Annotated in this window: 23 protein-coding genes and 1 tRNA gene; 6 read left to right on the top strand and 18 right to left on the bottom strand. The window is 68.9% G+C overall.

The window, feature by feature from the left end; all coding sequences use genetic code 11:
- Nucleotides 1–9: 9 nt before the first annotated feature.
- Nucleotides 10–1,062: an HTH-type sugar sensing transcriptional regulator TrmB gene (gene trmB, locus MU521_RS06395; protein WP_092688778.1), complete on the top strand. Its 1,053-nt coding sequence runs from the start codon at nucleotides 10–12 to the stop codon at nucleotides 1,060–1,062.
- 72 nt (nucleotides 1,063–1,134) lie between these two features.
- Here trmB and MU521_RS06390 read toward each other — a convergent pair whose 3' ends face one another.
- From MU521_RS06390 to psmA, 7 genes are all read right to left on the bottom strand, one after another.
- Entirely contained in the window at nucleotides 1,135–2,289 is a 1,155-nt protein-coding gene (locus tag MU521_RS06390; protein ID WP_092688775.1) for an AAA family ATPase, read from the bottom strand.
- Between the two features lie 40 nt (nucleotides 2,290–2,329).
- A complete protein-coding gene (locus tag MU521_RS06385) occupies nucleotides 2,330–3,763 on the bottom strand; it encodes a DUF7519 family protein (protein ID WP_092688772.1) in 1,434 nt (477 codons plus the stop codon).
- A complete protein-coding gene (locus tag MU521_RS06380; protein WP_092688769.1) occupies nucleotides 3,760–5,058 on the bottom strand; it encodes a DUF58 domain-containing protein in 1,299 nt (432 codons plus the stop codon). The genes MU521_RS06385 and MU521_RS06380 overlap by 4 nt, the downstream gene beginning before the upstream one ends.
- Nucleotides 5,055–5,792 carry a DUF7269 family protein gene (locus tag MU521_RS06375; protein WP_092688766.1) on the bottom strand — a complete coding sequence of 246 codons (738 nt, stop codon included), beginning with the start codon at nucleotides 5,790–5,792 and terminating at the stop codon, nucleotides 5,055–5,057. The genes MU521_RS06380 and MU521_RS06375 overlap by 4 nt, the downstream gene beginning before the upstream one ends.
- Entirely contained in the window at nucleotides 5,785–7,671 is a 1,887-nt protein-coding gene (locus MU521_RS06370; protein WP_092688763.1) for a DUF4129 domain-containing protein, read from the bottom strand. Before MU521_RS06370 ends, MU521_RS06375 begins: the two co-directional genes overlap by 8 nt.
- A 94-nt stretch (nucleotides 7,672–7,765) precedes the next feature.
- Entirely contained in the window at nucleotides 7,766–8,485 is a 720-nt protein-coding gene (psmB, locus tag MU521_RS06365) for an archaeal proteasome endopeptidase complex subunit beta (protein ID WP_092688760.1), read from the bottom strand.
- A complete protein-coding gene (gene psmA / locus MU521_RS06360) occupies nucleotides 8,482–9,222 on the bottom strand; it encodes an archaeal proteasome endopeptidase complex subunit alpha (protein WP_092688756.1) in 741 nt (246 codons plus the stop codon). Before psmA ends, psmB begins: the two co-directional genes overlap by 4 nt.
- A gap of 141 nt (nucleotides 9,223–9,363) precedes the next feature.
- On the opposite strand from psmA, the gene MU521_RS06355 reads away from it, so the two are divergent.
- Nucleotides 9,364–9,783 (top strand): GIY-YIG nuclease family protein, encoded by a 420-nt coding sequence (locus MU521_RS06355; protein ID WP_092688753.1) that lies wholly within the window; start codon nucleotides 9,364–9,366, stop codon nucleotides 9,781–9,783.
- A 25-nt stretch (nucleotides 9,784–9,808) separates the two neighbouring features.
- Here the strand turns inward: MU521_RS06355 and MU521_RS06350 are convergent, their stop codons facing one another.
- The 3 genes from MU521_RS06350 to MU521_RS06340 all read right to left on the bottom strand — a co-directional run bounded on the left by MU521_RS06350 (nucleotide 9,809) and on the right by MU521_RS06340 (nucleotide 11,457).
- Nucleotides 9,809–10,579 carry an enoyl-CoA hydratase/isomerase family protein gene (locus MU521_RS06350; protein ID WP_092688750.1) on the bottom strand — a complete coding sequence of 257 codons (771 nt, stop codon included), beginning with the start codon at nucleotides 10,577–10,579 and terminating at the stop codon, nucleotides 9,809–9,811.
- A 52-nt stretch (nucleotides 10,580–10,631) separates the two neighbouring features.
- Nucleotides 10,632–11,066 carry a hypothetical protein gene (locus MU521_RS06345; protein ID WP_092688747.1) on the bottom strand — a complete coding sequence of 145 codons (435 nt, stop codon included), beginning with the start codon at nucleotides 11,064–11,066 and terminating at the stop codon, nucleotides 10,632–10,634.
- A gap of 85 nt (nucleotides 11,067–11,151) precedes the next feature.
- Entirely contained in the window at nucleotides 11,152–11,457 is a 306-nt protein-coding gene (locus MU521_RS06340) for a putative quinol monooxygenase (RefSeq protein WP_092688744.1), read from the bottom strand.
- Between the two features lie 290 nt (nucleotides 11,458–11,747).
- Here MU521_RS06340 and MU521_RS06335 point away from each other — a divergent pair, with 290 nt between their 5' ends.
- Nucleotides 11,748–12,422 (top strand): hypothetical protein, encoded by a 675-nt coding sequence (locus MU521_RS06335; RefSeq protein WP_092688741.1) that lies wholly within the window; start codon nucleotides 11,748–11,750, stop codon nucleotides 12,420–12,422.
- A gap of 65 nt (nucleotides 12,423–12,487) precedes the next feature.
- Here the strand turns inward: MU521_RS06335 and MU521_RS06330 are convergent.
- The 3 genes from MU521_RS06330 to MU521_RS06320 all read right to left on the bottom strand — a co-directional run bounded on the left by MU521_RS06330 (nucleotide 12,488) and on the right by MU521_RS06320 (nucleotide 14,625).
- A tRNA-Ile gene (locus MU521_RS06330) sits at nucleotides 12,488–12,561 on the bottom strand.
- An 80-nt stretch (nucleotides 12,562–12,641) separates the two neighbouring features.
- Nucleotides 12,642–13,178, bottom strand: a complete 537-nt coding sequence (locus MU521_RS06325) for an FxsA family protein (RefSeq protein ID WP_092688738.1) — start codon at nucleotides 13,176–13,178, stop codon at nucleotides 12,642–12,644.
- Nucleotides 13,179–13,242: 64 nt separating this feature from the next.
- Complete coding sequence (locus MU521_RS06320; protein WP_092688735.1) at nucleotides 13,243–14,625, bottom strand: MEDS domain-containing protein; 1,383 nt, start codon at nucleotides 14,623–14,625, stop codon at nucleotides 13,243–13,245.
- 124 nt (nucleotides 14,626–14,749) lie between these two features.
- Here MU521_RS06320 and MU521_RS06315 point away from each other — a divergent pair, with 124 nt between their 5' ends.
- Both MU521_RS06315 and MU521_RS06310 read left to right on the top strand, forming a co-directional pair.
- On the top strand, nucleotides 14,750–16,372 hold the full coding sequence (locus MU521_RS06315) for a DUF255 domain-containing protein (RefSeq protein WP_092688732.1): 1,623 nt from the start codon (nucleotides 14,750–14,752) through the stop codon (nucleotides 16,370–16,372).
- A gap of 57 nt (nucleotides 16,373–16,429) precedes the next feature.
- Nucleotides 16,430–17,233, top strand: a complete 804-nt coding sequence (locus MU521_RS06310) for a TrmB family transcriptional regulator (protein WP_092688729.1) — start codon at nucleotides 16,430–16,432, stop codon at nucleotides 17,231–17,233.
- A 136-nt stretch (nucleotides 17,234–17,369) separates the two neighbouring features.
- On the opposite strand, the gene MU521_RS06305 is transcribed toward MU521_RS06310, so the two are convergent.
- From MU521_RS06305 to mptA, 3 genes are all read right to left on the bottom strand, one after another.
- A complete protein-coding gene (locus MU521_RS06305) occupies nucleotides 17,370–18,149 on the bottom strand; it encodes an enoyl-CoA hydratase/isomerase family protein (RefSeq protein ID WP_175452782.1) in 780 nt (259 codons plus the stop codon).
- 130 nt (nucleotides 18,150–18,279) lie between these two features.
- Nucleotides 18,280–18,792: a B-box zinc finger protein gene (locus tag MU521_RS06300; RefSeq protein WP_092688726.1), complete on the bottom strand. Its 513-nt coding sequence runs from the start codon at nucleotides 18,790–18,792 to the stop codon at nucleotides 18,280–18,282.
- Between the two features lie 213 nt (nucleotides 18,793–19,005).
- Nucleotides 19,006–19,938 carry a GTP cyclohydrolase MptA gene (mptA, locus tag MU521_RS06295; RefSeq protein ID WP_092688723.1) on the bottom strand — a complete coding sequence of 311 codons (933 nt, stop codon included), beginning with the start codon at nucleotides 19,936–19,938 and terminating at the stop codon, nucleotides 19,006–19,008.
- A gap of 205 nt (nucleotides 19,939–20,143) precedes the next feature.
- Between mptA and MU521_RS06290 the strand changes: the two genes are divergently transcribed.
- Nucleotides 20,144–22,429, top strand: coding sequence for a nitric-oxide reductase large subunit (locus MU521_RS06290; protein ID WP_092688720.1), 2,286 nt, complete (start codon nucleotides 20,144–20,146; stop codon nucleotides 22,427–22,429).
- A 15-nt stretch (nucleotides 22,430–22,444) separates the two neighbouring features.
- Here the strand turns inward: MU521_RS06290 and MU521_RS06285 are convergent, their stop codons facing one another.
- Nucleotides 22,445–24,256: a histidine kinase N-terminal 7TM domain-containing protein gene (locus tag MU521_RS06285; protein ID WP_092688717.1), complete on the bottom strand. Its 1,812-nt coding sequence runs from the start codon at nucleotides 24,254–24,256 to the stop codon at nucleotides 22,445–22,447.
- A gap of 13 nt (nucleotides 24,257–24,269) precedes the next feature.
- Nucleotides 24,270–24,863 (bottom strand): HalX domain-containing protein, encoded by a 594-nt coding sequence (locus tag MU521_RS06280; protein ID WP_092688713.1) that lies wholly within the window; start codon nucleotides 24,861–24,863, stop codon nucleotides 24,270–24,272.
- Nucleotides 24,864–24,881: the final 18 nt, after the last annotated feature.

Here is a 24,881-nt window from a genome sequence, read left to right as displayed (position 1 = left end):
GAGGGGACAATGAGCGAGGAGGATCTGCACGCGACGCTGGAGCGGGTCGCTCAGCGGTTCGACTTCGGCGAGTACGAGTCGGCGGCGTACCTCACGATCCTTGAGCACGGCCAGTTGACGGCCTCCGAGATTGCAGACCGGACGGAGATCCCACAGCCACGGGTGTACGACACCGTGCGCGACCTGGCCGATCTGGGCCTCGTCGAACTCCAGGAATCCCGCCCGATGCGCGTCCTCGCCATCGACCCGGAGGAGGCCTTCGCGGACTTCCAGGCCTCGCTCGACGACCTCGTCGACGGCCTCTCCCGGCGGTACACCGCCCCCGCCCGCGACACCGAGGCCGTCTCGCTGATCAAGTCACGCTCGACGATTCTGCGCTATCTCGAAGAGATCATCGACGCCGCCGAGTACGAACTCGTCCTCTCGCTCGATCCCGAACTGCTGGACCGGTTCGCCGACGACCTGCGCGCCCAGCACGAGGCCGGCGTCGCCATCGAACTCCTGCTGTCCCCGGCCGCCGACGTCCCCGACGCCGACGAGTTCGACTACCTCGACGTGGCGACGACGGTCCGCGCGCGCCGGGGTATCACCACCCCGGTCGTCGCCGTCGCCGACGGTGACTACTCCATCTACGCCACCCAGGACGCCCTGCAGGGGGGCCGGGACCGCTACGGCGTCATCTTCAACCGCTCGGAACTGGGCTTTCTGGTCTCTGGCTTTCTCAACACCGTCCTCTGGACGACCGCCGAGACGGTCACCGAGGGCGTCGACGACCGGCCGTTCCCGCGCCGGTACGCGACGATTCGACGGTGTATCTCCGACCTCCGACACGCCGAGGGAGACTTCTACGCCGCCATCGAGGGCCGGGACGTGCTGACCGGCGACCACCGGGAGGTCGAGGGCTCTGTCGATCAGGCCGCGTTCGGTGCCGGCCGCCAGACCGCGACGCTGGTCGTCGAGACCGACGATGGCCCCGTCGAGGTCGGCGGCCAGGTCGCCGCCGTCGAGGACGTGGAGGCCCACGAGATCCGGATCGGTGAGGGCGGGCCGCCGGGCGTCTGACCGTCCGGTGGTTGCGGCCTACCCTCGGAACGAGAGGGGTTTTCCGCGGCCGTGGAACTGTGAGCCACGCGATTAGCGCGAATCGTCGTCCGGGCCGAACGCACCCTCGCCGTCAGTGTCGAGGTCCTCGTCCGTGCCGAAGTCGCCAGCCTCGTCCTCGTTCGGACGGCCGATGGTGTCGTCACCGGCCCCGGGTTCGCTGTTGCTCGTCCGAGGGCGGTCGGTGGCCGTCGCAGCGGCGGACCCGTCCGTCGTGTCCGCATCGGGAGCCACGCCGGGCACGTCGACTGCCGCCATCGCGTCGCGGACGATCTCGCGGGCGTCGACGCCCTCAACGCCGGCGTCGGTCGTGAGGACGATCCGGTGGGCCATCGCGGGTTCGGCGATCCGTTTCACGTCGTCGGGCGTCACGTAGTCGCGCCCGGAGAGGACGGCGCGGGCGCGGGCTGCCTCGAACGTGCGCTGGATGCCCCGGGGTGAGACACCGACGGCGGCGCGGTCGTCGTCGCGGGTGGCCCGGGCCAGTTGTACGATGTACCGGCGCACGTCCTCGTCGACGCGGACGTCCTCGGCGGTCTCGCGCATCGCGCGGACGGTCGCGGCGTCGGCCGCCGGATCGACGTTCGGGGCCAGCGTGCGCCGGTCGGCCCGGCGGGCCAGCAACTCCATCTCGCCTTCGAGGTCGTTGTACCCGATGGAGGTCTTGACGCTGAAGCGGTCGCGCTGGGCCTCGGGCAGGCGGAAGGTCCCCTCCTGTTCGATGGGGTTCTGGGTGGCGACGACGACGAAGGGGTCGGGCAACTGGTGGGTCTCGCCGTCGACGCTGACCTGGCGCTCCTCCATGGTCTCCAGCAGGGCGGCCTGGGTCTTGGGCGGCGCGCGGTTGATCTCGTCGGCCAGCACTACGTTGGTGAAGACCGGTCCCGCCGCGAACTCGAAGCGGCCCTCGTGTTCGTTGTAGACGTTCGAGCCGGTGATGTCGGAGGGCAACAGGTCGGGCGTGAACTGGATGCGGGCGAACTCCAGCCCGAGCGCCTCCGCGAGCAGGCGGGCAGTCACGGTCTTGCCAGTGCCGGGCACGTCCTCCAGCAGGACGTGGCCCCTGGCGAGGACGGCAGTGAGGGTCGTCTCCAGCACCTCGCGGTCGACGACGGCCGCCGATCCGATGCGGTCGATGACGGCGTCGCTGCGCTCGGCCGCCTCCTGAAGCCCCAGTGCGTCGGTCATACGCGGCACGTCACAGCGCACCGACATGAACGCCCGGGGTTCAGCCGCGGATGGGGCCGAGCAGTGCGAGGACGCCCGCGACGGCCAGCACCACCGCCGAGAGGACCGGCCCCTGCGGGCCGAGGCGGTCGAACAGGATCGCCAGCCCCGTCGCGAGGACGACGGCACCGGCGGCGAGGCCGACGGCGGCGACGCCGTGGAGCAGTTCCAGCCGGCGCGTGTCCGGTCGGTGGCCCAGTTCCACCGTCAGCCCGAGGCCGAACTCGCCCACGTCCCAGACGACCATCGACCCCGCGACGCAGGCGAACACCACGGCCCCGGGGACCCGGAGGGCGGCCGCGCCGATGCCCGCGACCAGCAGGCCCGCGCTGGCCAGCGAGAGCGACCCGGCCCGGTCGGGGAGGATACCGAGTTCGACCGCGAGCGGCCCCATCGAGTAACACAGCATGAACAGCATGCCGGCGACCAGGATCAACGCGGCCAGAAACGCCGCGCCGGCCAGTCCGGCCGCGCCGCCCCGGCCGGAGAGCAACAGTCCCAGAACCGGGAACGGAATCGCAAACAGCGCGAGCATCCCGAAGGTCGGGCCGGCGAGCCAGTCGGCGTTCCCGGTCGTCGCGCGCCGGGCGAGCACGGCCAGCAGTGCGACCAGCAACGCGCCGACGCCGACGAGAAACACCGGCAGGCGCACCCAGACCGTCGACAGCACGCCGACGACGAGTGCCAGCCCCGGTGTCCGGTAGAGGCCCGTCAGCGCACCGACGAGTTCCAGCACGCCGAGCAGGAACCAGCCGGACAGACAGGCGGCGACGACCCACTTCGTCGTCTCGCGCCAGCGGTCGCGCCGTCGGTCCATCTCCTCACGAGAGACTGCAAGCAGGTGCGCGAGCGGGAGGCGAGTCACCGCCAGCCAGACCGAGCCAGCGGTGAACGCGAACAAGAAGAGGAGCGTCGCCAGCGACGGGACGCCCGGCGCGACGCCGAACTCCCAGAGCAAGAGCGCGACGGCCGCGACGATTGAGAGGACGACACCAGCGACGAACGGGACGAGGACACCCGCCCAGCCCTGCCGCATCGCACGAACGGTCGTGTCGTGGGTGACGTTCGCCCAGGCGCTGGCCAGCCCCATCGCGGCGAGACCACACCCGAATGCGAGCAGGAACCCGCCGGGCCCGCCGACGAGCGTCGCGGCGGCCACGCCCCCGAGCCAGAGCAGGCCACCCGGCATGAAACAGAGCTGCCCGACCGCCAGCCCGTCGAGACGCTCCCGGTCGAGCAGTGCCGTCCCGACGGCGACCAGCCCGCCACCGAGCACCGCGAGTTGCACCGCGTCGAGCAGACCGCTCGTGAGTCCGGCGGCGAGAGTGACCAGGACCGCGACGACCGCCGCGACGCCGAGGCTGGCGGCCCGCGCCCGCCCCTCGTCCCCGATGGCCGACGGTCGATCCAGCCGCGGCCCGAACAGCAGGATCACGACGATCCCCCCGTGAGCGCGCCCCGGGCGTCGGCGGCGAAGGCCGCTTCGAGGACGGCGTACAGCGGCGTGGCTCGACTCCAGTCGACGGCCCGCACACCCGCCGCCTGACAGTTCGCCAACCGGGTGTGTCGCCGGACCGACTCGAACTGCCCGGTGACGGTGTTGTGGGTCAGCACGTCCGGCGAGAGGACGACCCGCGAGTAGTCCCGAACGCCCCACGCCTCGACGGTTTCGACCGGCCAGTCGTCCAGCAACGGCGAGAAGAGGACGAGTTGCGCGCGAGGGGGCGCGAGCGTGGCGATCCGGCGGGCCTGCGCGTCGGGGTCGACCGCGCGCACGTCGGCGGTCGCCTCGGTCGCCGCCGCCAACAGGTCGCGTGCCCGCGACCGGCGGTCACGGCCGGTTCCGGGCGCGAGCCAGTGGAGGCCAGCCGCGTCCGGGCCGTCGGCACCGACGACGGCGACGCCGACCTCGTGGCCGGCCCCGAGCAGGTCCTCCAGCGCGTGGGTCGCCGCGTAGGCGGCCAGCTCGACCGCGGTCGGGCGAGCCGGCCCGGCCACGACGCGACTGATCGGGCGCGCATCCACGACCAGCACGACGCTCGACGCGCGCCGCTCCCGGTAGTTGACTGTCGTCAACTCGTCGCGTTTGGCGTAGTGTCGCCAGTCGATCCGCGAGGCCGGGTCGTCGCGCCGGTAGGGCCGCGTCGAGTGGAACTCCAGGCCCTGGCCGGGCGAGTCGGTGGGCATCCCGCCGGCGAAGCGGTCGCCCTCCTGTTCGATTGGGGGCGCGCTGGCGTCGAGTCGGCAATGCAGTCGCCGCTCGCCGCTGGCCGCGACCGACCGGTCGGCGGCCGCGCCGGCACCGAAACTCCGGACGCGAGTCCGTGGCTCGCCGAACTCGTGGTCGCCGCGTTTGGCCACGACGCTGTACTCGGCCCGCAGGGTATCGCCGGGTTCCAGCGCCGTCCCGCCCCGGGGCGAGCCGTCGATCACGCCGAGTGCCTCGGGGACGGCGTCGGCGACGCGCACGTCCGGCAACGGATCCGGGCCGGCGTTCTCGACGGTCAGCGTGACGGTGACCTCCTGTCCCGGCGGCGCGGTCGCCGGCTCGATCTCGCGGTGAGCTCGCAGTGCCACGTCGGCGTCGGCCGTCGAGAGGACGCCGTAGGCGAGATACAGGAGCGGGACGACGGCGGCGAGCAGGAGGGTAGCGTAGCCCGCCGCCGCGCCGACCGTCGCGAGGACCGCCGCCGCGGCCAGCCCGGCCGTCCAGCGCGCGGTCGGGTTCATCGCTCGTCCTCCCCCGGCGGTACCGGGCTGTCCGCGGCGGGCTGGAGACGCCCGTCCACGTCCCGCTGCAGCGTCTCCAGCCGCGGCCGGACGATCCGGACGCGCTTGGGGGCGTCCTGTCCGGGGACACGCGGGAGCGTCTCGGTGGCCGCTTCGTCGATAGCCGCGACCGCTCGCCGGACGCGCCGCCTGAGCTCGCGTTCGGGGTAGAGCCAGCCCGCGAGCCGCGCGCGGACCGACCGCTCGGGCATCGAGACCGTCGAGGAGCAGACCGACCCGGCGACGGGGTCGTCGGTCCAGGTGCCAGCCCGGATCGACTCGCGAGCGTCCATCCGGTCGGCACCGCCCGCGACCAGCGCGTCTTCGAGCGAGCGCGATAGCAACGGCCGTATCGTGTCGACGCCGGCCGCGACCGACCGCTCCGCACGGGCCCGTTCACCGGCCTCGGTCATCGCGTCGGCGAGCGCCCGCCCGGACAGCGCCGTGTCCGCGGGCGTCCGCTCGGGTGCCGGCGAAACGAGCGGTCCCGTCGCGGACTCGGCGGACTCGGACGTACCGACGCGCCACAGCGCCCAGCCGACGGCGATCAGCACGAGCAGGATGGCCACCCCACGCAACGCCGAGCCCGACTCGGGTACGGCACCGGAGACCGCCGCCCGGACGGCGATCCCGAGACTCGTCAGGATCGCGACCACACCGAAGCCGATCCGGAGCCGCGAGAGCCACTTACCCACGGTCGGTCACCTCCCTGTCGTCGTCCGGTCGGTCGTCGCCGTCGGCCTCGCGGTGGTCCCGCAGGGCGTCGAACGCCGCCCGAGAGCGGTCCTCGCGCTCGGGCGTCTCCGGTCGCCCGCCGTACTCCACGTCCCGGAAGAGCCGGGTGAGGTCACGCACCGGCTCGCGGGGAAAGCCCGTCTCGGCGGCCTCGCGTGCCACCTCGCCGGGCGTGCGCTGGGGCCAGCGCTCGGGCGCGACCCACCGTGCGAACGCCCGCCAGCGCTCGCGCAGTCCCGAGGGGGCCCCACCTTCGTCGCCGGCGGTCGCCGTCACCGTCTCGTCGGCAGTCGGCGTGGTGTCGTCGGCCCCACTCGCACGGAGTCGGCCGGGCAGTCCGCGGAGCCACACTAGCGCCGCCACGAGCGCAGCCCAGAGCCGGCCGGGCAGCGACAGCAGCCACGCGAGTGCGCCCGTGACCGACTCACGAACGGCCCCGAGGATTCCCAGGCCCGCCAGCGACGCCAGCGCGGCACGGAGCGCGCCCAGTCGGGCGGCCAGCCAGTCGAGCAGGCCTTCGAGCGCGGCGGTGATTCGGAACGCAAGCCCGACGAGCCATCGCGCGAGACGACGCAATCGGTCGGTCAGCGAGGTGGCGGTCCGCCGGACGCCGTCGGTCCTGCCGCGCAGTTTCGCGACGACGAGCGCCAGTCCGAGGACGACCAGCACGACGACGAGCGCGGTCACCGCGTACAGCGGCAACAGCGACTGGCGCGCGGTCAACTCGCCCGACTGGAGCGCGATCACCGCGGTCGGATCGGTCGGCATCGAGAACGCCAGTCGTCCCTGCGCGTCGGTCGTCCCGAGTCGCTCGCCGCCGAGTGTCACCGTGGCGTTCTGAACCGTCCGGTTGCCCAGGCGGGCGACCACCACCGCGTCGCCGCCGGGGATCGCAAGAATCGTCGCCGGTCGCACGACGGCCCGGAGGTCGGTCACGTCGACCGTTTTCCGGCCGGCGAACTCGCCGCGTTCGACACGAACGGTCAGCGAGTCACGGCCGTCGGTCGGAACGTCGAGTCCGTATCGCCCCTCGTCGTCGGTCCGCCCGACCCGCTGGCCGTCGACCGAGACCGTCGCTTCACGCATCGGTTCGCCGTCGATAGCTGCCGCGATGGCCACCCGTTCGCCGGGGATCGGCTCGCCCACGACCCTAATCGTCACCTCGCCGTCGACGGTGACCGCCTGCGTGACACGCGGGCCGTCGGCGTCCGCGCCGTCGTCGTCCGCACCCGGCCAATCCTGCGCCGCGACGGACTTCCGGAGCGACCCCGCGGACCCGGTACTCGTCGCGACCGGGACGACGGCGGCGCTCGCGGCGGCCGCCTCGACCCCGGCGGTCGCTCGGGTGTTCGAGCACGACGAGCCAGCCGGGAGCGTGGCGTCGAGCGTGAGTTCGCGCTCGTAGGGCACCTCGACCGTGACCGTGCCCCGTTCGTCGGTCGTCCCGACCACCTCGCCGCCGAGCGAGACGCGTGCGCCCTCGACGCGGCCGCTGTCGTCGGAGACGACCACCGTGAGCCTGGCCCCGGGCGTCGGCTCGCCGACGAACCGCACGGCACAGGCAGTGGCGTCGCCACTCTCACGGTCGCCGGGTTCGTCGTCGCTCAGCCACTCCAGCAGTTCCTGAATGGCATCGCCGAAGCCGATGCCATCGCCACCGCCCCCGGAGCCGCCACCCCCGCCCGACGGGGCGTCCGGACTCTCTCCGGGGCCGCCCGGCCCGAGACCTAGCCCCGCGTCGACCTGTGGTGCGGCGAACGCCGCCACGAGCAGACCAAGCGCGCACAGCGCGAGGAGGGCGAGCTGTCGCTGGCGGGCGGGCGTCCCGCCCTCAGCCATCGAACACCCCACCCGCGAAGCCGAAGGCAGACACTGTCAGTACGCTGTCGATTCGCCCGCCACGAACTATAGTGTTACTGAAAAAGGAAGGCTGTTACAGGAGGTCGTCGTACTCGTGAGTGTCGATCTCGACGCCCTCTTCGGTTACTTCGGCGATGACGAGGCCGTTGCCGGAGCCGGTGTCACGCTCGGCGGCCGCGCTGACCGCGTCGGCGGCGACCGTCGTCGCCTCCTCCATCGAGAGGTCGTCCTCGTACTGGCTCTCCAGGGTCCCGTACGCGACAGTGAGCCCGGAGCCGGTGACGGTGTAATCGTCTTCCATCACGCCCCCGGCGGGGTCGATGCTGAACACGTGGCTGCCCTCGTCGTCGACGCCCCCGAGGATCGGGTTGATCGCGAAGAAGGGGCCGCCACGGGCGAAGTTCCCCGCGAGCGTCGCCAGCGCGGACATGCTGATGTCCTCGCCGCGGCGGGTCTCGTAGAGGTTGACCTCGGCGCGCAGCGAGCGGATGAACGACTGGGCACCGCCCACGGAGCCGACGAGCGTCAGCGCCGCGGTGGGGTGGATCTGCTCGACCTTCTGTACGTTCTTGTTCGAGACGAACCGGCCGCCCAGCGACGCACGGCGGTCGGTCGCCACGACGACGCCGTTCTCGGTCGCGATGCCGATGGTGGTCGTCCCGGTCTCGTTGACTTTCTCGTTGTCCTTGTCCGTCGTGTTGGGCAGCTGGCCGAGCTCGGGCTCGTAGGGGTTCTGCAGTCCCTCCTCCAGGCTCGGCGGCCCGCCCGCTGGGTTCATGTCCATGTCGGTCATTCTTCGTCACCTCCAGTGTCGATCTCCTCGACGTACGATGCGACCTCGTCGGTCTCGTGGCGGCGGAACTGCTCGGTCTCGACGTCGATAGTCCCGAGGGCGACGCCTTCGGCGTCGATACCCTCGTCGCCGACCGTGTCGAGGCCGCGCAGCGCGAGGTCGATCCCGCCGTCGAGATCGAGGTCCTCGCGGTACTCGTCCTCGAAGAAGCTGATGAGGTCCTCGCGATCGCTCCCCACGGCGAGTGCCTGCCACTCGTAGGGCGTTCCCGACGGGTCGGTCTCGAACAGGCGCGGCTCGCCGTTCTCGATCCCGCCGACGATCAGCGCCACGCCGAACGGGCGCGCACCGCCCGTCTGGGTGTACTGCTGAATCTGGTCGGTGATGTCCTTCGTCAGCGACTCCACGCCGATGGACTCGCCGTACCGGAGCTGATTGACCTGCGCGTCACGGCGCGCGAAGTCGATCAGCTGCCGGGCGTCGGCGACGTGGCCGGCGCTGGCGATACCGATGTGGTCGTCGATCTTGTGCAACTTCTCGACGCTCTCACGCTCGAGGAGCGGAGAGCGGACCCGCGTGTCGGCCGCGAGGACGACGCCGTCCTCGGTTCGGACACCGACACTCGCGGTGCCGCGTTTGACGGCCTCGCGGGCGTACTCGACCTGATAGAGGCGTCCGTCCGGGGAGAAGATCGTGATGCCCCGGTCGTAGGCCTGCTGTTGTGATTGTCCCTGCATAGTTTGCATCGAAAGCCGGGGGTGGCCTTCACCTTGGGTTAGTGCCTCCCGTATTTAAACCCATTTATGGTAGCAAGTGACACCGTCACCGAAGGGAGCCACAGTCGGAAGGTCGATTTGGGCGCGAGGTGAAGTCCCGGCGTGGTCAGAGGAACGTACACTATCGTGGTCAACCTTCCGGAACCGGAGACGCTTACGGTCGGTTCGCTCGGCCGACAGGAGTTGCCCCCCGGATACTACGCCTACACCGGCAGCGCGTTCGGTCCCGGCGGTTTCAAACGGGTCGACCGCCACCACGAGCTGGCCGTCGGCGAGCGCGAGACGCGTCACTGGCATATCGACTACCTGCTGGGCGACACCGCCGCTCGAATCGAAACGGTGGCCCGGTCGCCCGAGGCCGAGATCGAGTGTGCCGTCGCCCGCGAGATCGCCGAGACGGCAGCGGTCGTGGTCGAGGGGTTCGGTGCCGCCGACTGTGACTGCCCGGCGCACCTGCACCACCACGCCGACCGGGACGAACTCGTGGCGGCCGCCCGCGGGGCGCACGACCGGCACGGGTGAGCCGGAGTAGCGGCCGAGTAGCGCCTCAGCGCCCCTCGAACTCGGGTTCGCGGCCCTCGAAGAACGCGCCGACGCCCTCGGCGAAGTCCTCGGTCTCGAAGATCCGGTCCTGCGCGCGGGCCTCCGCGCGGAGCGCCTCCTCCATCGAGCGGTGCGTGTTGCGCTGGACCAGGCGCTTGGTCTCGCCGACCGCGAGCGTCGGGCGCGAGGCCAGCGTGGCGATGCGTTCGGCCACCATGTCCTCGAACTCGTCGGCGTCGAAGGTCTCGGTGGCGATGCCCATGTCGACGGCCGCCTCGGCGTCGACGCGGCGTGCGGTGATGAGCAGGTCCAGCGCCCGGCGGACGCCGACGAGTCGCGGCAGGACGTAGGTCGCGCCGGTGTCGGGCGCGAGGCCGATGTCGGTAAAGCCCCAGCCGAAGACGGCGTCGTCGCGGGCGTACACGAAGTCACAGGCGGTCGCCAGCGAGGCCCCCGCGCCGACCGCGACGCCGCGGACGACGGCGATGGTCGGTTTCTCCATCCGCAAGAGGGCGGCTGCGATGGCGTTCAGCCCGGTTTCGAGCTCCTCGACGACGCCCTTGCCGTCCATCCCGCCGGAGAGGTCGATCCCCGAGCAGAAGGCGTCGCCCTCGCCCTGGACGACCACCGCACGAACCCCGGCGTCGTGTTCCAGCGAGCGGAGTTCGTCGGCCATCTCCGCGCAGGCCTCGGCGCTGATGGCGTTTTTCCGGTCGGGGTTACTGATCGTCACCGTCGCGTAGTCGTCTTCGCGTGTGACCTCGATGTCGGTCATGGCCTGTGTGAGGACGCCCGGGGTTAGAATGGTTGCGGGTCGGTTGTGAGGCTCAGGTCGGGAACGTCCCGATCCCGAACAGCCCGGGTGGATCGCCACCGCCGGTGCCCATCGTCTCGGGCCAGTCCAGCGTCGCGACCGACCCCACCGTCAGGGCCACCGCTGCGCCGCTCCGGTTGCCGAGGCCGTCGACCGGCCCGTTCTCGGGGACAGTCACGGTGTCCCCCGCAACGACCCCCGGGACGGTCGCGACCCAGCCTTCTGCGTCGGGGCCCCACTGGGCCTCGGCGGCTTCGCCACCGACCTCGAACGACAGCGGCCCGCCCGCGTCCGCTGTAGGCTCGCCGGCTGCCGCGCCGCTGGTCACGCCGGCCGTGAAACCGGACAGCGCCGCCGCCTGGACGAACCGCCGCCGGTTCAGTTCCCCTGTACTCGCCGCTCCCCGTCGGCCCGGGGCCCCCGACTCCGAACCACCCGAATCACGCATCGTGCCACTCCCTACCGTACTCTCCGGCAAGTAGATTCGTACGGATATGAAGGTCCGTCGATCAGACGGCGAACTGCCCGGGTGTTTAGAGTTCGACTTCGCTCATCGAGTCGACCTCGAACCGGAGGATCTCGGGGTCGCCGGCGAGCCAGTCGCTCAGTGCCGTGAGGAACTCGGTGAAGTGGTCGGTCTGGGAGTGGGCCGCGAAGGCGTCCTCGTCCTCGTAGCGCTCGACGAAGCGGACGACGTTCTCGTCCTCCACGTCGGTCGTCGCCCGGTAATCGAGCATGCCGTCCTCGGCGCGGGACTGTTCGGCCAGGTCTTCGATGTGTGCCAGTGCTTCGTCGCGGTACTCCGGGTCGATGGGGAAACTCGCGTGTACGGCGATCATCGCACTCGGTGGATGGGGGGCAGGTAGGAAAAGCTATCTCTCCGATAGAACGAGTCGACGGTCGAACCACCCGATCAGCAGTTTCGAGGCGGAGCCTCCGGCCTCAAGGAGCGAGGACTTCCGACGACAGTCGGAAGGACGACGCGAGTAGGCCGGAGAGGACAGCGTGGAGCGACGCTCCGCGGGCCGTGCGAACGGGCCGGCGGCCCGTGAGCAGAAGCCGTGAGCGAGTAGGGTGGGGTAGTTTACTCGCGGGACGCAATTATGTGTCGCCGGCCCGTGTCACGGACATGGACCAGAGTCGACGGCGACTCCTCGAAACGGTTGGGCTCGCCATCGCGGGTGCCCTCGCAGGCTGTGCAGAGACGGACCAGCAGGGAACCGAGGACGGATCGCCGACCGAAGGCGACACACCGGGTACAACGGCGGCTCCCTCGACGACGGATCGAACGGCGGCGACCGAAACGGAGAGAGAGACACCGACGGAGACGGCCACGGAGACGGAGACAGAGACGCCCGGAGACACGCCGACCGAGACGGAAACCGACACGCCGACTGAAACCGAGACGGCGACGGCGACGGCGGACGAACCGCTGACGCCGACGGAGACGGTGGCGTTGACTATCGACAACGAGGGGTTCAGCGCCTGGGAAGTCACCGAGGACGAGAGCGGGGAGGTAGCCGAAACCGAAACCGAAAACCCCACCATGACCTTCGAGACGGGAGTCCGGTACACCGTCGAGAACGATGGGTGGTCGTTTCACCCGTTCGCGCTCCGGGCGAGCGACGACACCGCCTTGCTCTCCCAGGACGTCGAAGGACAGTACGAGGACGACCGGGACGTTGACTGGGTCGACGACGGGAACGAGTTCGCGTTCACCCTGACCGAGGCGCTGGCCGCCGATATGGAGTACTACATCTGTACGGTCCACTCCTCGATGCGCGGTGACGTGCGCGAACGGTGACGCCGCTGGTCTATGTGGGGTCGCAGGAAACGAGGTGGCTGTGGAATTGCGGCCCGCGTGAAACGTGGGCCAATCCGGATTTGAACCGGAGACCTCCCGGTTATCAGCCGAGCGCTCAACCTGACTGAGCTATTGGCCCAGGTGAGCGCATCAGGGTGTTCCGCCCTGCCTATGTTAAGCGTTTCTTTTCACCGAGAGGGTGACGGGCGTTCACACCCGCTATTTCGAGTCGTCGTCCACGTCGTAGGATTCGCTGTCCACGTCGTAGGTGTCCTCGGACTCCGGGCCGGGCCCACCCTGTCCCGGCCGGCCCGGGCCGGACTGGCCCTGGTCCTCGCCGCCGGGGAAGCCGCCGACGTAGACGTTGCCGCTGGCGAAGCCGCTGGTCTTGGCGTCGACGTAGGGTGTGACGACCCACTTCTTGGTCGCCAGGCGGACGGGGTACCGCGTGAACGGGATCACCAGCACCAGGCCGACGAGGTCGGTGACGATCCCAGGCGTCAGCAACATCGCGCCCGAGATCAGCAGCAGGCCGCCGTCGATGAGTTCGTCGGTCGGTGGCTCACCCTGGGCGAGTTTGCCCTGGATCTTCTGGAGGGTGTGGCGGCCCTCGGCGCGGACCAGGAGCATCCCGATGAGCGCGGTGAGGACGACCAGCGCCACGGTGTAGAGCGGGCCGATCCAGCCCGCGATGGCCACCAGCAGGACGATGTCCAGCAGCGGGATGAGCAGGAGGAGCCCGATGATGCGGAGCATGGGGGCTGTAGCAGGCCAGCACTCAAAATAGGACCGCTTCGAGAACAGTGTCGCGCCGAGCGGATCAGGGGTCGGCGAGCGGCGAGGGCAGGGAGACGCGGATCCGATGTCCGTCCTGCGTCTCGTCGTACAGAAGCGACCCGCGTGACATCTCGACGATCCACCGGGCGATCCAGACCGACAGGCCCTCGCAGTGCTGGAGTTTCGTCTCCCGGTCACCCTCGATGGCGTGACGCGTCCCCTCGGGGAGCAGCCGCTGACTGCCGGTCACGTCTATATGCACCATCCGGTCGGGCGTGTCGTGCCGGGCCGACACGGAGAGGGTCCGCTCACCGTCGGCCTCCGCGACGGCGGTGGTGAGCAGTTCCTCGAGGGCGATCTGCACATCCGGTTCGGCGCTCACGGTCGCCGTCGTCGGAGCATCGATCTGCACCGTCACGTTCGGCGCGTTCGCCTCGGTCCGCTCGGCAACACGGTCGATCAGTTCGGTCACGTCGAGCCGCTGGGGGTCGAACTCGTCGAGCGTCCGCTCGACGTACCGGGCCTTCTCCGCGAGGTCGAGAAACTCTTCGGCCACGTCCGTGGCGGCCTCGACGGAGTCGGCCCCCACGTCGTCCACGTGATCGTTCTCGACGAGCAGTTCGAGGTGGCCGAGCAGCACGGACATGTCGTTGCGGATATTGTGCCGGAGGACGCGGTTGATGACCGACAGTCGCTGCTCGCGGGCCTCGATGTCCTGCCGGGACTGCGCGAGTTCCTGGAGTTGTTCGAGCATCAGCCACGAGTTCTGGCGTGGCCCGTCACGCTCGAAGTACTCCTCCGGGGGGACGTAGTACGGATTCTCACAGAGCGTCCCTCGGTAGAGGATCTGTTCGTGGGTCTGGATCGCCTTGCCGATGGTCGCGTCGTCGAACCGCGCCAGCGAGTACTGACAGAGCGCCGTGACCGGCACGTCCCGACACCGTTCGTCGAAGGAAACCTCGAAGTCCAGTACCCGGTCGAACGCACCATCGACCTCGAAGCTCCACGTGTTCTCCCCCAGCACCCGGACGCCGTCGTAGCCAGCTTCCATGCTGTCGTCGACGGCACGTTCGAACGCCTGCAGCGTCTCGTCGGCGTCGAATCCGTCCTCCAGGTACGTCTCGGTGGCACTCTCGATCCGGAGCTGGCCGGCCTGCTCGCGGGCCTGCACGTCGATACCGGCCGCCTCGAAGTACTCCCGCACGGCGTCGGGCGCATTGTCGTCGGCGAAGTACAGACAGAGTTCGCCCTGTTCCAGTCCGAGCCTGATAAACGCCGTCGCGACGGCGAGCTGTTCGGCCTGTGTCCGGTAGAACGACGCCAGATGTCGGCCGAGGTCCGCCGATTTCAGCTGTGTCCGTACCGCTCCCGGGAGAATATCCACCCCGTCTGACCCCCTGCCCACCAGCGGGTCATTAGTAGTCATATCCAGTGGCCGTGTTTTCCAGCACAGACGTATAGATGTTCGCAAGGGATGACGTGGGTGAACGCGACCGGGACACGCAGACGCGGGACGCAGGATACTTGTTCGGCGACGGCTACCGGTCGGTATGGACGACTCCGCGGCGCGTACCAACGTCGAGTGGCGCGAGTGGGGCCAGGACGCCTTCGACGAGGCCGCACGGGCGAAAAAGCCCGTCCTCCTCTCGCTGTCGGCCCCCTGGTGTGCCCACTGTCACCAGATGGACGCGACCACCTACACCGAGCCACGCATCGCGGCCAACATCAACGACGGCTTCGTGCCGGTTCGCGTCGACGTGGACCGACACCCGCGGGTCCGCGAACGCTACAACATGGGCGGATTCCCCTCGACGGTCTTCTGTACACCCGAGGGCGACATCCTGACCGGCGCGGGCTACCTCGGCGTCGACGGGTTCCGGGAGATTCTGGACTCGGTGCGGCGCACCTGGGACGGCAAGGGCGAGGAGGCCGGTCGGGTCCCCCGCGCGCTCCGGGATGGCACACCCCCGAGCGGCGAGGTCCGTGCCCGCATCGAGGAACACATGGTCGAGCAGTTGTTGGGGGCCTTCGACGACGAGTTCGGCGGCTGGGGGTCGGACACGAAGTTCCCGTTACCTCGGACCGTCGAGTTCGCGCTGGTCCGGGCCCGCGATCAGGCCACGCGCACCCTCGAAGCGATCCAGACCCACCTGCTGGACACCTACGATGGCGGGTTCTACCGGTTCGCCACGGGCAGGGACTGGAGCGACCCGCACCGGGAGAAACTGCTCGACGAGAACGCCGCGCTGGTCCGGGCGTTCGCCCGCGCGTACCGCTACACCGGCGAGGACTCCTATCGGGACACGGCCGAGACGACCGTGGAGTACCTCACTACCGACCTCTGGACGGGCGAGGCCTTCGCCGCGAGTCAGGCCGGTGACGACGAGTACTATCGGCTGAGTCCGACCGACCGCGAGGACGCCGACCCACCGAGCATCGACGAGACGGTGCTGGCCGACCGCAACGGGATGGCCGCGGGCGCGCTGCTCGCGCTACACGCGTACACGGACGACGAACCGACGCGCCGCTACGCCGAGCGGGCACTGGATCACGTCCTCGAGGAACTGGTCGAAGACGGCGAGGTGACCCACTACCGAACCGACGAGGAAGTCGGCGAGTCCGGCCTCCTGGCCGACCAGACCGGCGTGTTGCAGGGGTTGACCACGGCCTGGCAAGTCACCGGGGAGTACGGCGACGCCGCCACGGCGGTCGCGGACTACGCCCTGGCCGAACTCGGTGACGAGGAGGGCGCGTTCCGCGACGGAACCCCCGAGGGCCCGGGACTGCTGGACGAACCGCTGTATCCGCTGGACACCAACGTCGAATTCGCGGACGCGCTGGTCGACCTGGCGGCGCTCACGGGCGATGACCGCTACCGCGAGCGGGCCCGCGAGGCCATCGCGGCCTTCGCCGGCGCGGCCGAGCGCATGGGTGTCGAGGTGGCGAGTTACGCCACTGTCGCCTCCCGGCTCCAGTCGCTCCGGGTCTTCCGGATCGGCGCGCCAGCCGGGAGCGAGCTCCACCGGGCCGCGCTCCGCGTCGCGGACCACGAGGCCGTCGTCGTCCCGGCCGCCGAGGGCCTCGACGGCGAAGCGGAAGTCGTCGACGACGGCGAGGTGACCGGCACCGCGGAAACGCCGGACGGCCTCGCCGAACTGGCGACGGGTTCGTAAAAACCACGGCGGTAAACCTGCGATGCGTTTATATCCCCGGCAGTCGACCGCCATACAATGGCAAGTCTGAGAGACCTCGGGTTGTCGGAGTACGAGGCTCGCGCCTACCGTGCGTTGCTGAAGACGGGGCCCACAACGGCCAAAGAGTTGTCCCGTGTCAGCGACGTGCCGATGGGCCGGATCTACGACGTGCTCAACAGCATCGAGACCTACAATCTCGTGCGGAGTCAGAGCGCGAGCCGGCCCAAGAAGTACGTCGCCGTCGAGCCCCAGACCGCGCTGGACCGCCTCCTCGAGGACAAGAAGCGCGAACTCGAGGAGAAGGCCCAGCAGTACGAGGGGATCGTCGACGAACTCGTCGGCGAACTCGAGAGCGCCGAGCCGGTCGAGGAGACGTTCTGGACCGCGGCGGTCGGCCCCGACGAGACCGTCGACCTCCTCGTGGAGCGGCTCGCGGCCGCCGACGAACGCATCATCATGGTCGCCTCGTCCTCGTCCCAGCAGTTCGACATGGACACCGTCGGCGACCTGATCGTCGAGGAACTCGGGAACGCACTGGACCGCGGCGTCGACGTGTCGCTGTTGATGCGCCCGGAACTGGTCGAGGAACTGCCCGAGAGCGTCGGCGAACGCTACCGCTCCCACCTGGCCCGCCACGAACAGTTCTCCGTCCGCACCTCGCCCAACGTCTCGGGTACCTTCGAACTCATCGACAACGCGGAGGTCTGTATCGAGGTGCCACACCCGCTCAACGCCGACGAGACGTTCGCCGTGATCGACCTGAAAGACCGGGAGTTCGCCGCCAACGTCCGCTCGGAGTTCGACCCGCGGTGGGAGGACGCCGATCCGCTGACCCTGTAAACTACCCCCATACGTCGCTCACCCACGATGGTTCGGTCGTCGAGGGGGCCTTGATGTGGACTCCCGGCACTCAACTTCCGCCCAGTCGGAGGCCTTCTCTTCTCGAAGCCGGGGGCTCCGCCCCGAAACTGCTGCGTCAGCGCCCCTCGAAGGCCGGCTTCCTGTCTTCGAGAAACGCTGCCATCGCCTCACGCCGATCGTACGTGTCGAAACAGGAGGCGATACTCTCGGTGCTGTCCCTGATCCCGGCCTCGACGCCGTTCGAGCGGAGCATCCGGAACACCTCCGACTGCCGGCGGACGATTTCCGGGCTCTTCGAGGCGAGCGTTTCGAGGAGGGCATCGACGGTCGCGTCGTACTCCCCGGGTGGCACCGCTCGATTGACCAGTCCGATCTCGGCCGCTTCGGACCCAGAGATCGGGTCGCCGGTGTAGATCAGTTCCTTCGCGGCCTGGAGTCCCACCAACCGGACGAGCAGTCCGCCCTGAATGCCGGACACCAGCCCCGCGTCGATCTCGGGCAGTCCCAGCGCAGCGTCTTCGGTCGCGACCCGGAAATCACAGGACATCGCCAGTTCCAGACCCGCGCCGAGAGCGTACTCACCACAGCGACAGACCGTGACGGCACCCAGATCACGGATCGCCGCGTTCGCGTCGTGGAGGGCCCCGAGGAACGCTCGCGCCTCGGACACCGAACAGTCCAGCACGGCATCGAGGTCCAGCCCGGCTGTCAGTCCCCCGATGCCGTCGGTGGCGGCCGGCCCGACGGTGAGCACCGAGACAGCTTCGGGGACCGCCGTCGCGGCGTCCCGAAGGGTCTCGATCGCGTCCGGCGACAGGAGGTTCAGGTCGCCGGTGTCGATACGCAGGTGTGCGATCCGGTCGTTCTCGTCGTCACGAGACACTGTGACAGGCATGGGCGACGGTTGGGTAACCCGGTTGATAAACGGCCGTGGCGGCGGCCGCGTTCGCTCCTTTCGCGGGCCGTCACGCATCCGCTCCGGGTCGACCCCCGCTGGGCGGACGCGGGTCCGCTCGCCCTTCGAGTCAGCGCCCGCGTCGCCGGACCGCGTAGATCACCGTCGCCGGGAGGCCCCAGAAGTAGCCGAAGGCAGACACGACGACCCAGTGCGTGTCGATGCCCGGGAACCATGACCGAGACATCAACATCGTGACGACGAACACCAGCAGTGGCACGTAGTACACGCGACTCGGCCGCCACGCGTACTCACTGGCGGCCACTCGCTCGTGGTAGACCTGGAACGCCAGGATCACCGTCGTGAGCGGGAACAGCACCACCGCGAGCGCGACGTACACCCACCACGGAAGCACGCGCCAGACCGGCACGAGTACCGTAATCTCCGGCCCCGACGGCATCGACAGCGAGAAGTCCGGTGATCCACCGGCCGCTCTCGTCCCACCGTCGGCTTCGGTCTCGACCTCGGCGTCACACTCGTGGTCGTCGGGCAGTCGACAGTCGACACAGTACGCATCCCCACAGTCCCGGCAGTCGTAGGTGTTCGACACCTCGGCCTCACACGACGGACAGACAGCCCCCATATACCACTCAATTCAGACTGACGGACAAGAAGTTTGCCCACCCACCTTTTTCCCGGTCGGGTTCGCGCCTCGCGCGAACCGCTCCCGACAAAAACGTGGTTCCCGCGAGCGGGAGCTCGACAGAGCTTTGCTCTGTCAGTGGCGAAAAAGGCGCGAGCGCGGCGATGCTGCGCTCGCGAAGAACCGGCGGCCTCCGGCCGCCGGACGCGTGCCTCAGTCGTCCCCGTTCACTTCCGCCTTCAGTGTCTCGTACTCCGCCACCCGCTCGGCGTGGGCGTTGTGCTGGTGGATGGACTCGTCGTTGGACTGTTTCATCGTCACGATAGCGTCGTCGGGCAGGTCGGGGAACTCCTCGACGACTCCTTCGGCCATCGCGCGCACGCAGTCCTCGACGAACTTGGCGTCCTTGTGGGACTCGTAGGTCATGTGATCCTCGTCGGGTCGCTTCGCGAGGTTGTAGATGCGGGCGCTCATCGAGTCGCGCGCGACGCGGATGATGTCGTTGAGATCGGCCTCGGGCGCGCCCTCGCTCTCGACGGTCAGGGTCGCGTGGCCCCGCTGTGAGTGGCCCGGCTGGGGCACTTCTTCGAGGAACTCGTCGATCACTTCGTCTTCTACGTCCAGTCCGCGCAGGGTCTCGCGGGCCCGGGACGTACTCATCCCCTGCGAGCAGGGACAGACGGTCATGCCGGTGACGCGGGCTCCGATCTCCTCGTGGGTGCCGTCCTCGGTCGCTGTGGCGGAGGCGATGATGTCCGCCGTCGACTGGGTGGGGCGGTCGGACTCGGGCGTCCGCTCGCGGGTGACGTACTCGGCCTCCATCTGGACCTCCGCCTTGGTGGTGTACTCGTGTTTGTCGATCAGGCGTTCTGCGGCGTCGCCACAGACGTCCTCGACGCGGTGGACCTCCTGGGCGACCGCGGCTTCCAGCGTCTCGTCGACGACCTCCATGTTGCGGGACATGTCGGCCCCTTTCCGCCAGGACGGCAGGTCGACGAACACCTCGAACTCGGCCATCAGGACGATCGGGCGGTCGTCGGTCTGGCCGAGTTTCACGAGTTTCTCGACGCCGGTGACCCCGACGCGGTTCAGTCCGACGGACACGTCCGGACTGTCGGCCTGGACGTCCGGCAGTTGCTGACTCATCGGGACTTTCTTAGGATCGAACCTTCGTTAGGGCTTTCGAAAACGGCCATTGGTGCGAGACAAACCTCGAACCCGGCCAGCGGTGCCTGCGAGGGGTGCGTACGGCCAGCATCCTCCGGCTTGTCCCGAACGCGTTCGGACGGGTTCGCAGTTTCTTGGAGCGCCATCGACCCTTCATGCCTTCGCCGGAAGGAGCGCCGTCTGTATGCGAGTCACACGGAAACATCTCGCGACGGCACTGGTCGTCGCCTTCGTGTTCAACCTCGTCGTCATGGGTGCGGGCGCGTGGTACTCCACCACCAACGCGCCGCCCATTCCCCAGGAGGTCGTCGGTCCCGACGGCGAGCGAATCACGACCAAAGACCAGGTCCAAGCGGGCAAGATCGTCTTCCAGTCGGACGGACTGATGAACCACGGGTCGATCCTGGGCAACGGCGCGTACTTCGGCCCCGACTACACCGCCGACGCGCTCGACCTGAAGCTCCGGCACATGCGCGGGTACTACGCCCGGGAGGAGTACAACCGGTCCTACGCGAACCTCTCGGCCGGCGACCGGGCGGCGGTCAACGCCACGGTGCAGTCCGAACTGGCGGGCAGCGAAGCCGGGAGCGTAGTTCGCTACTCCGCGGCGGAGGCCTACGCTCACCAGCAGGTCCGTCAGGAGTACGTCGAGCGCTACCACGAGGGGGAACCCCACCGCGGCGTCCCCGCGGACATGATCGACTCCGAGAAGCGCGCCCGGCAGTTCGCCGACTTCGCCATGTGGACCGCCTGGGTCGCCCACACCGACCGCCCGGGCGGTGAGAACTCCTTCACCAACGAGTGGCCCTACGCCCCCGGCGCTGGCAACCAGCCTCCCGCCAGCGCGATGACCTGGAGCGTCATCGCGATGGTGTTGCTCGTCGCCGGTGCCGGCGCGGGCATCTGGCTCTACCGGGCCGTCGACCTCACCGAACCCGAATCCGAGGGCGTCTCGATCCCCGACCCCGACGACGTGACTATCCTGCCCAGCCAGATCGCCGCGACCCGGTTCGTCGCCATCGGCGCGCTCCTGTTCATGATGCAGGTGTTGCTGGGCGGCCTGCTCGCGCACTTCTACATCGAACGCGACGCCTTCTTCGGCCTCGGCGAGATCTTCGGCTTCGAGATCCTCCAGTGGCTCCCCTTCGCACTGGCCAAGACCTGGCACATCGACCTGGGGATCCTCTGGATCGCGACGCTGTGGCTCGGTGCCGGCATCTTCCTGCCGGCCCTGCTGACCGGCGACGAGCCGTCGAACCAGGCCCGCTACGTCAACGGCCTGCTCGTGGCGCTGGTGGTGGTCACCGTCGGCGGCCTCGCGGGCATCTGGCTCGGCGCGCAGGGTTACATCGACGGCGCGCTCTGGTGGATCGTCGGCAACGAGGGCCTCGAATACCTCGAAGTCGGCCGGCTCTGGCAGGTCGGCCTGCTCGCCGGTTTCGGGGTCTGGGCGGTGCTGGTCTGGCGCGGCTTCCGGCCGCTCTTGCGCCGCGAACAGCCCTTCGGACTGGCCCACATGATCCTCTACGCCGGCGGTTCCATCGCGCTGCTGTTCTGTGCGGGGTTCCTCTACACGCCCCAGACCAACATCGTCGTCACGGAGTTCTGGCGCTGGTGGGTCGTCCACATGTGGGTCGAAGGGGCCTTCGAGTTCTTCATCGTCGCCATCGTCGGCCTCGTGCTGGTGTCGATGAACCTGCTCCGAACAAAGAGTGCAGAGAAGGCGGTCATGTTCCAGGCCCTGTTCGTGATGGGCACGGGCGTCATCGGCGTCTCCCACCACTACTGGTGGGTCGGCCAGCCCGACATCTGGGTGCCGGTCGGGAGCGCCTTCTCTACGCTCGAACTCATCCCGCTGGTGTTCATCCTCTACGAAGCACTGGGCCAGTACCGCGTGATGGCGACCTCCGGCGAGGGCTTCCCCTACACGCTCCCGTTCATGTTCATCGTCGCCAGCGGCGTGTGGAACTTCGTCGGCGCGGGCGTGCTGGGCTTCTTCATCAACCTCCCGCTGATCAACTACTACGAACACGGCACCTACCTCACCGTCGGCCACGCGCACGCCGCGATGTTCGGTGCCTTCGGCTTCCTCGCCATCGGGATGGCCGTCTACATGCTCCGGCTCACCACCCGCTCGGGCGCGTGGTCCACGCGCCGGCTCCGCTGGTCGTTCTGGCTGTGGAACCTCGGCCTAGCGCTGATGGTGTTCGTCTCCGTCCTCCCGGTGGGCTTCCTCCAGCTGGAAGCCGTCTTCACGGCGGGCTACGACGCCGGCCGGAGCCTGGCCTTCTACGAGCAACCCATCGTCCAGACGCTGTTCTGGGCGCGTCTGCCGGGTGACACGATGATCATCCTCGGAACCGCCATCTTCGGCTACGACGTGGTGGCGAAACTCCGCGACCAGACGGGGGCCGAGACGCCCAGTGAAGAGGGCCAGCCCATCGCCGACCGCGTGCTGGGCGACGACTGACGGCGGCCCCCGCCGTCAGCTGTGTGCGTCCTGGGCCCACGACTCGACCGCGGGCTCGGCATCCACCTTCCCTTCCGCCGTTTCTGCGACTGCGTCGTCGGCTTCCTGTTCGTCCGGTTCGTCCTCGGACACCGGCAACCGGATCGTCACGATGGAGCCCCGCGGGTCGTTCTCCTGGAACTGGACGGTGCCGCCGGACTCGGTGACGATCCAGTTGATGATCCACAGCCCGAGCCCGCTGATGTGCTGGAGCTGGGTCTCCCGACCGCGCAACAGGACGGCACGCTCCTCCTCGTGGATGCCCGGCCCGTTGTCGAGGATCTCGATTGCCACCTCGTCGTCCTCGACCCACGCGGAGACGGCGACCTCGATGAGCGGTTCCGGGTTGTCGTTGTGTTCGATGGCGTTCTCGACGGCGTTGCCCACGGCGTCGGCGAAGAACTCGATGGCCGAGACGTGCGCCGTTTCGGGGAGGTCGGTCTCGATCTCGACGTCCGGCCGGTCGGCCTCGTACTCGTCGACGACGGTCTCGATCACGTCGACCGCATCGAGTCGGCGGGACTCGACGTGTTCGCTGTCCAGCGCCTGTTCGAGCTGGCGAGCCTTCTCGCTCAGGTCGATCAGGCCCGAGATGTGGCTCTCGATGGCGTCGACCCACTCGGCGTCGGGGTTGTTCTGCTTGCCCAGTTCCGCGTAGCCCAGCACGACGTTGGCCTCGTTGCGCAGGTCGTGCCGGAGCGCACGGTTGAGGACGTTCAATCGCTGTTCGCGCTGGCGCTGTTCGGTCACGTCCCGGAGGGAAACGAGGTGACCTGTCAGCAGGCCGCCCGCCCGTCGCAACGCCGTCACCTGCACGTCGTAGTACCGGAGCTTCCCGTCCCGTCGAAGCGCCAGCTCCGTGCTGACGGCCTGGGTCCCCGAATCGGCGTCGGCTGCCTCCTCGATCACCGCCTCTAGCTCCGGACACGCCTCCGCGACCGGCCGACCGACCAGCGATTCGTCGCCGTCGTCGACGATGCGGGCCGCACGCTGGTTGTAATCGATGATCCGTCGGTCGTCGTCGAGGACGAACACGGCCTCGACGAGGTTGTCCATCAGTTCGTCCCGGGCGACCTCGCGGGCGACCGGCACCATCTCCAGCAGCCGGTGGCGGTAGATGGCGAGCACGAACGCCGCCGCAGTGACGGAGAAAGCGGCCGGCGTCGGATCGAAGGGAAAGGAGACGACGTTCCCGAGATAGAGGGCGTTGGCGATCCAGGGCGTGAACGTCCCCACGAGGATCGCGATCGCCTGGCTCCGATAGACGTTCTCCGAGACGACGAGCATCCGCACGAGGAGGTACGAGCCCACTACCAGCAGGGCGTAGGAGTGGGCCGTGTGGACGAGAAACCACGACCCGGAGAGCACCGGCGGCGTCGCGACGGCACCGGCTTGAAACAGCTGTGACCGCGCCCACATGAGGTGGTGGAACGGGTTGGTCCAGACGAGCAGTTGCGTGATCGCGGGGACGACCAGCAACGGCCCCGGTCCGTACCGCGTCAGCGGCGTCTCCTGGCCGGAGTACGATTCGGCAAAGTACAGAAACAGGACCGGGAGCGTCGCGATGGCCAGGTAGGTCGCGTTCGCGAACACGCGCTGGCCGACCACGTCCGTCCGGGCGAGTTCGAGGCCGGCACAGAACGTCCAGAAAGCGGTGGCGGCCAGCAGGCCGACCAGCGGTCTCGACCCTGCCGTCATCCGATCCCGGAACACCCACGCGGCGAGCCCGGCAACGACTACGGCGACACCTGTATAGAGGAGTGCAAAGGGTGTGTATTGCCAGGCCATGTGTGGGGCCGCGCTACGGCTGTGACGGCGAGTCCATCGAGTCGAGGTCGGGTTCCGGCATCCTGAACAGCGCGCCGAACTCGTCTTCTTCGAGATCGCCGACAGCGTCGTCGAGGTTGGCTTCGAGTTCTTCGATCTCGTCGGTCAGCTCCTGATACTCCTCGTTGGTTTCGAGTGCGGATCGGCTCTTCGAGGTTTCGAGCGCCGCGCGCTTCGAGACCAGCGAGAAGTACTCCTGGAACGTGTCGTCGTACGTCGAGTACGTCAGGAGCTGTTCGACCGTCTCGTAGAGGTCGTCCCGCGAGACCGGTTTGACGACGTACTCGTCGAAGCCCATATCGAGGATGTCGAAGTCGGGGTCGACCGCCGTCACCATCGCGACACGGCAGTCGTACCCTTCCTCGCGGATGTGTTCGAGGACTTCGTCTCCGGACATCCCCGGCATTCTGCGGTCGAGCAACACGGCGTCGACATCGTCGTCGAGCTCCTCGAGCGCCTCCGATCCACTGTACGCCGTCCGGACGTCGTACTCATCCTGTAGGTGAGCCGCGTACACGTCCGTGACGGCGGACTCGTCGTCGACGATGAGGACTGTTGTTTCGCCCAAACCTATCCACTCACTGTA

Origin of the sequence: Halorientalis regularis (assembly GCF_023698535.1) — an archaeon.
In the GTDB taxonomy this organism is placed as follows: domain Archaea; phylum Halobacteriota; class Halobacteria; order Halobacteriales; family Haloarculaceae; genus Halorientalis; species Halorientalis regularis.
This window is presented reverse-complemented; position numbering and strand designations above follow the sequence as displayed.

Coding starts and splice junctions, on each gene's coding strand:
- MU521_RS06315 (WP_092688732.1), top strand. CDS start 14,750: ATGGACGACTCCGCGGCGCGTACCAACGTCGAGTGGCGCGAGTGGGGC.
- MU521_RS06390 (WP_092688775.1), bottom strand. CDS start 2,289: ATGACCGACGCACTGGGGCTTCAGGAGGCGGCCGAGCGCAGCGACGCC.
- trmB (WP_092688778.1), top strand. CDS start 10: ATGAGCGAGGAGGATCTGCACGCGACGCTGGAGCGGGTCGCTCAGCGG.
- MU521_RS06370 (WP_092688763.1), bottom strand. CDS start 7,671: ATGGCTGAGGGCGGGACGCCCGCCCGCCAGCGACAGCTCGCCCTCCTC.
- MU521_RS06350 (WP_092688750.1), bottom strand. CDS start 10,579: ATGACCGACATCGAGGTCACACGCGAAGACGACTACGCGACGGTGACG.
- MU521_RS06320 (WP_092688735.1), bottom strand. CDS start 14,625: ATGACTACTAATGACCCGCTGGTGGGCAGGGGGTCAGACGGGGTGGAT.
- MU521_RS06335 (WP_092688741.1), top strand. CDS start 11,748: ATGGACCAGAGTCGACGGCGACTCCTCGAAACGGTTGGGCTCGCCATC.
- psmA (WP_092688756.1), bottom strand. CDS start 9,222: ATGCAGGGACAATCACAACAGCAGGCCTACGACCGGGGCATCACGATC.
- MU521_RS06380 (WP_092688769.1), bottom strand. CDS start 5,058: ATGAACCCGACCGCGCGCTGGACGGCCGGGCTGGCCGCGGCGGCGGTC.
- MU521_RS06300 (WP_092688726.1), bottom strand. CDS start 18,792: ATGGGGGCTGTCTGTCCGTCGTGTGAGGCCGAGGTGTCGAACACCTAC.
- MU521_RS06310 (WP_092688729.1), top strand. CDS start 16,430: ATGGCAAGTCTGAGAGACCTCGGGTTGTCGGAGTACGAGGCTCGCGCC.
- MU521_RS06340 (WP_092688744.1), bottom strand. CDS start 11,457: ATGATCGCCGTACACGCGAGTTTCCCCATCGACCCGGAGTACCGCGAC.
- MU521_RS06325 (WP_092688738.1), bottom strand. CDS start 13,178: ATGCTCCGCATCATCGGGCTCCTCCTGCTCATCCCGCTGCTGGACATC.
- psmB (WP_092688760.1), bottom strand. CDS start 8,485: ATGACCGACATGGACATGAACCCAGCGGGCGGGCCGCCGAGCCTGGAG.
- MU521_RS06305 (WP_175452782.1), bottom strand. CDS start 18,149: ATGCCTGTCACAGTGTCTCGTGACGACGAGAACGACCGGATCGCACAC.
- MU521_RS06345 (WP_092688747.1), bottom strand. CDS start 11,066: ATGCGTGATTCGGGTGGTTCGGAGTCGGGGGCCCCGGGCCGACGGGGA.
- MU521_RS06285 (WP_092688717.1), bottom strand. CDS start 24,256: ATGGCCTGGCAATACACACCCTTTGCACTCCTCTATACAGGTGTCGCC.
- mptA (WP_092688723.1), bottom strand. CDS start 19,938: ATGAGTCAGCAACTGCCGGACGTCCAGGCCGACAGTCCGGACGTGTCC.
- MU521_RS06290 (WP_092688720.1), top strand. CDS start 20,144: ATGCGAGTCACACGGAAACATCTCGCGACGGCACTGGTCGTCGCCTTC.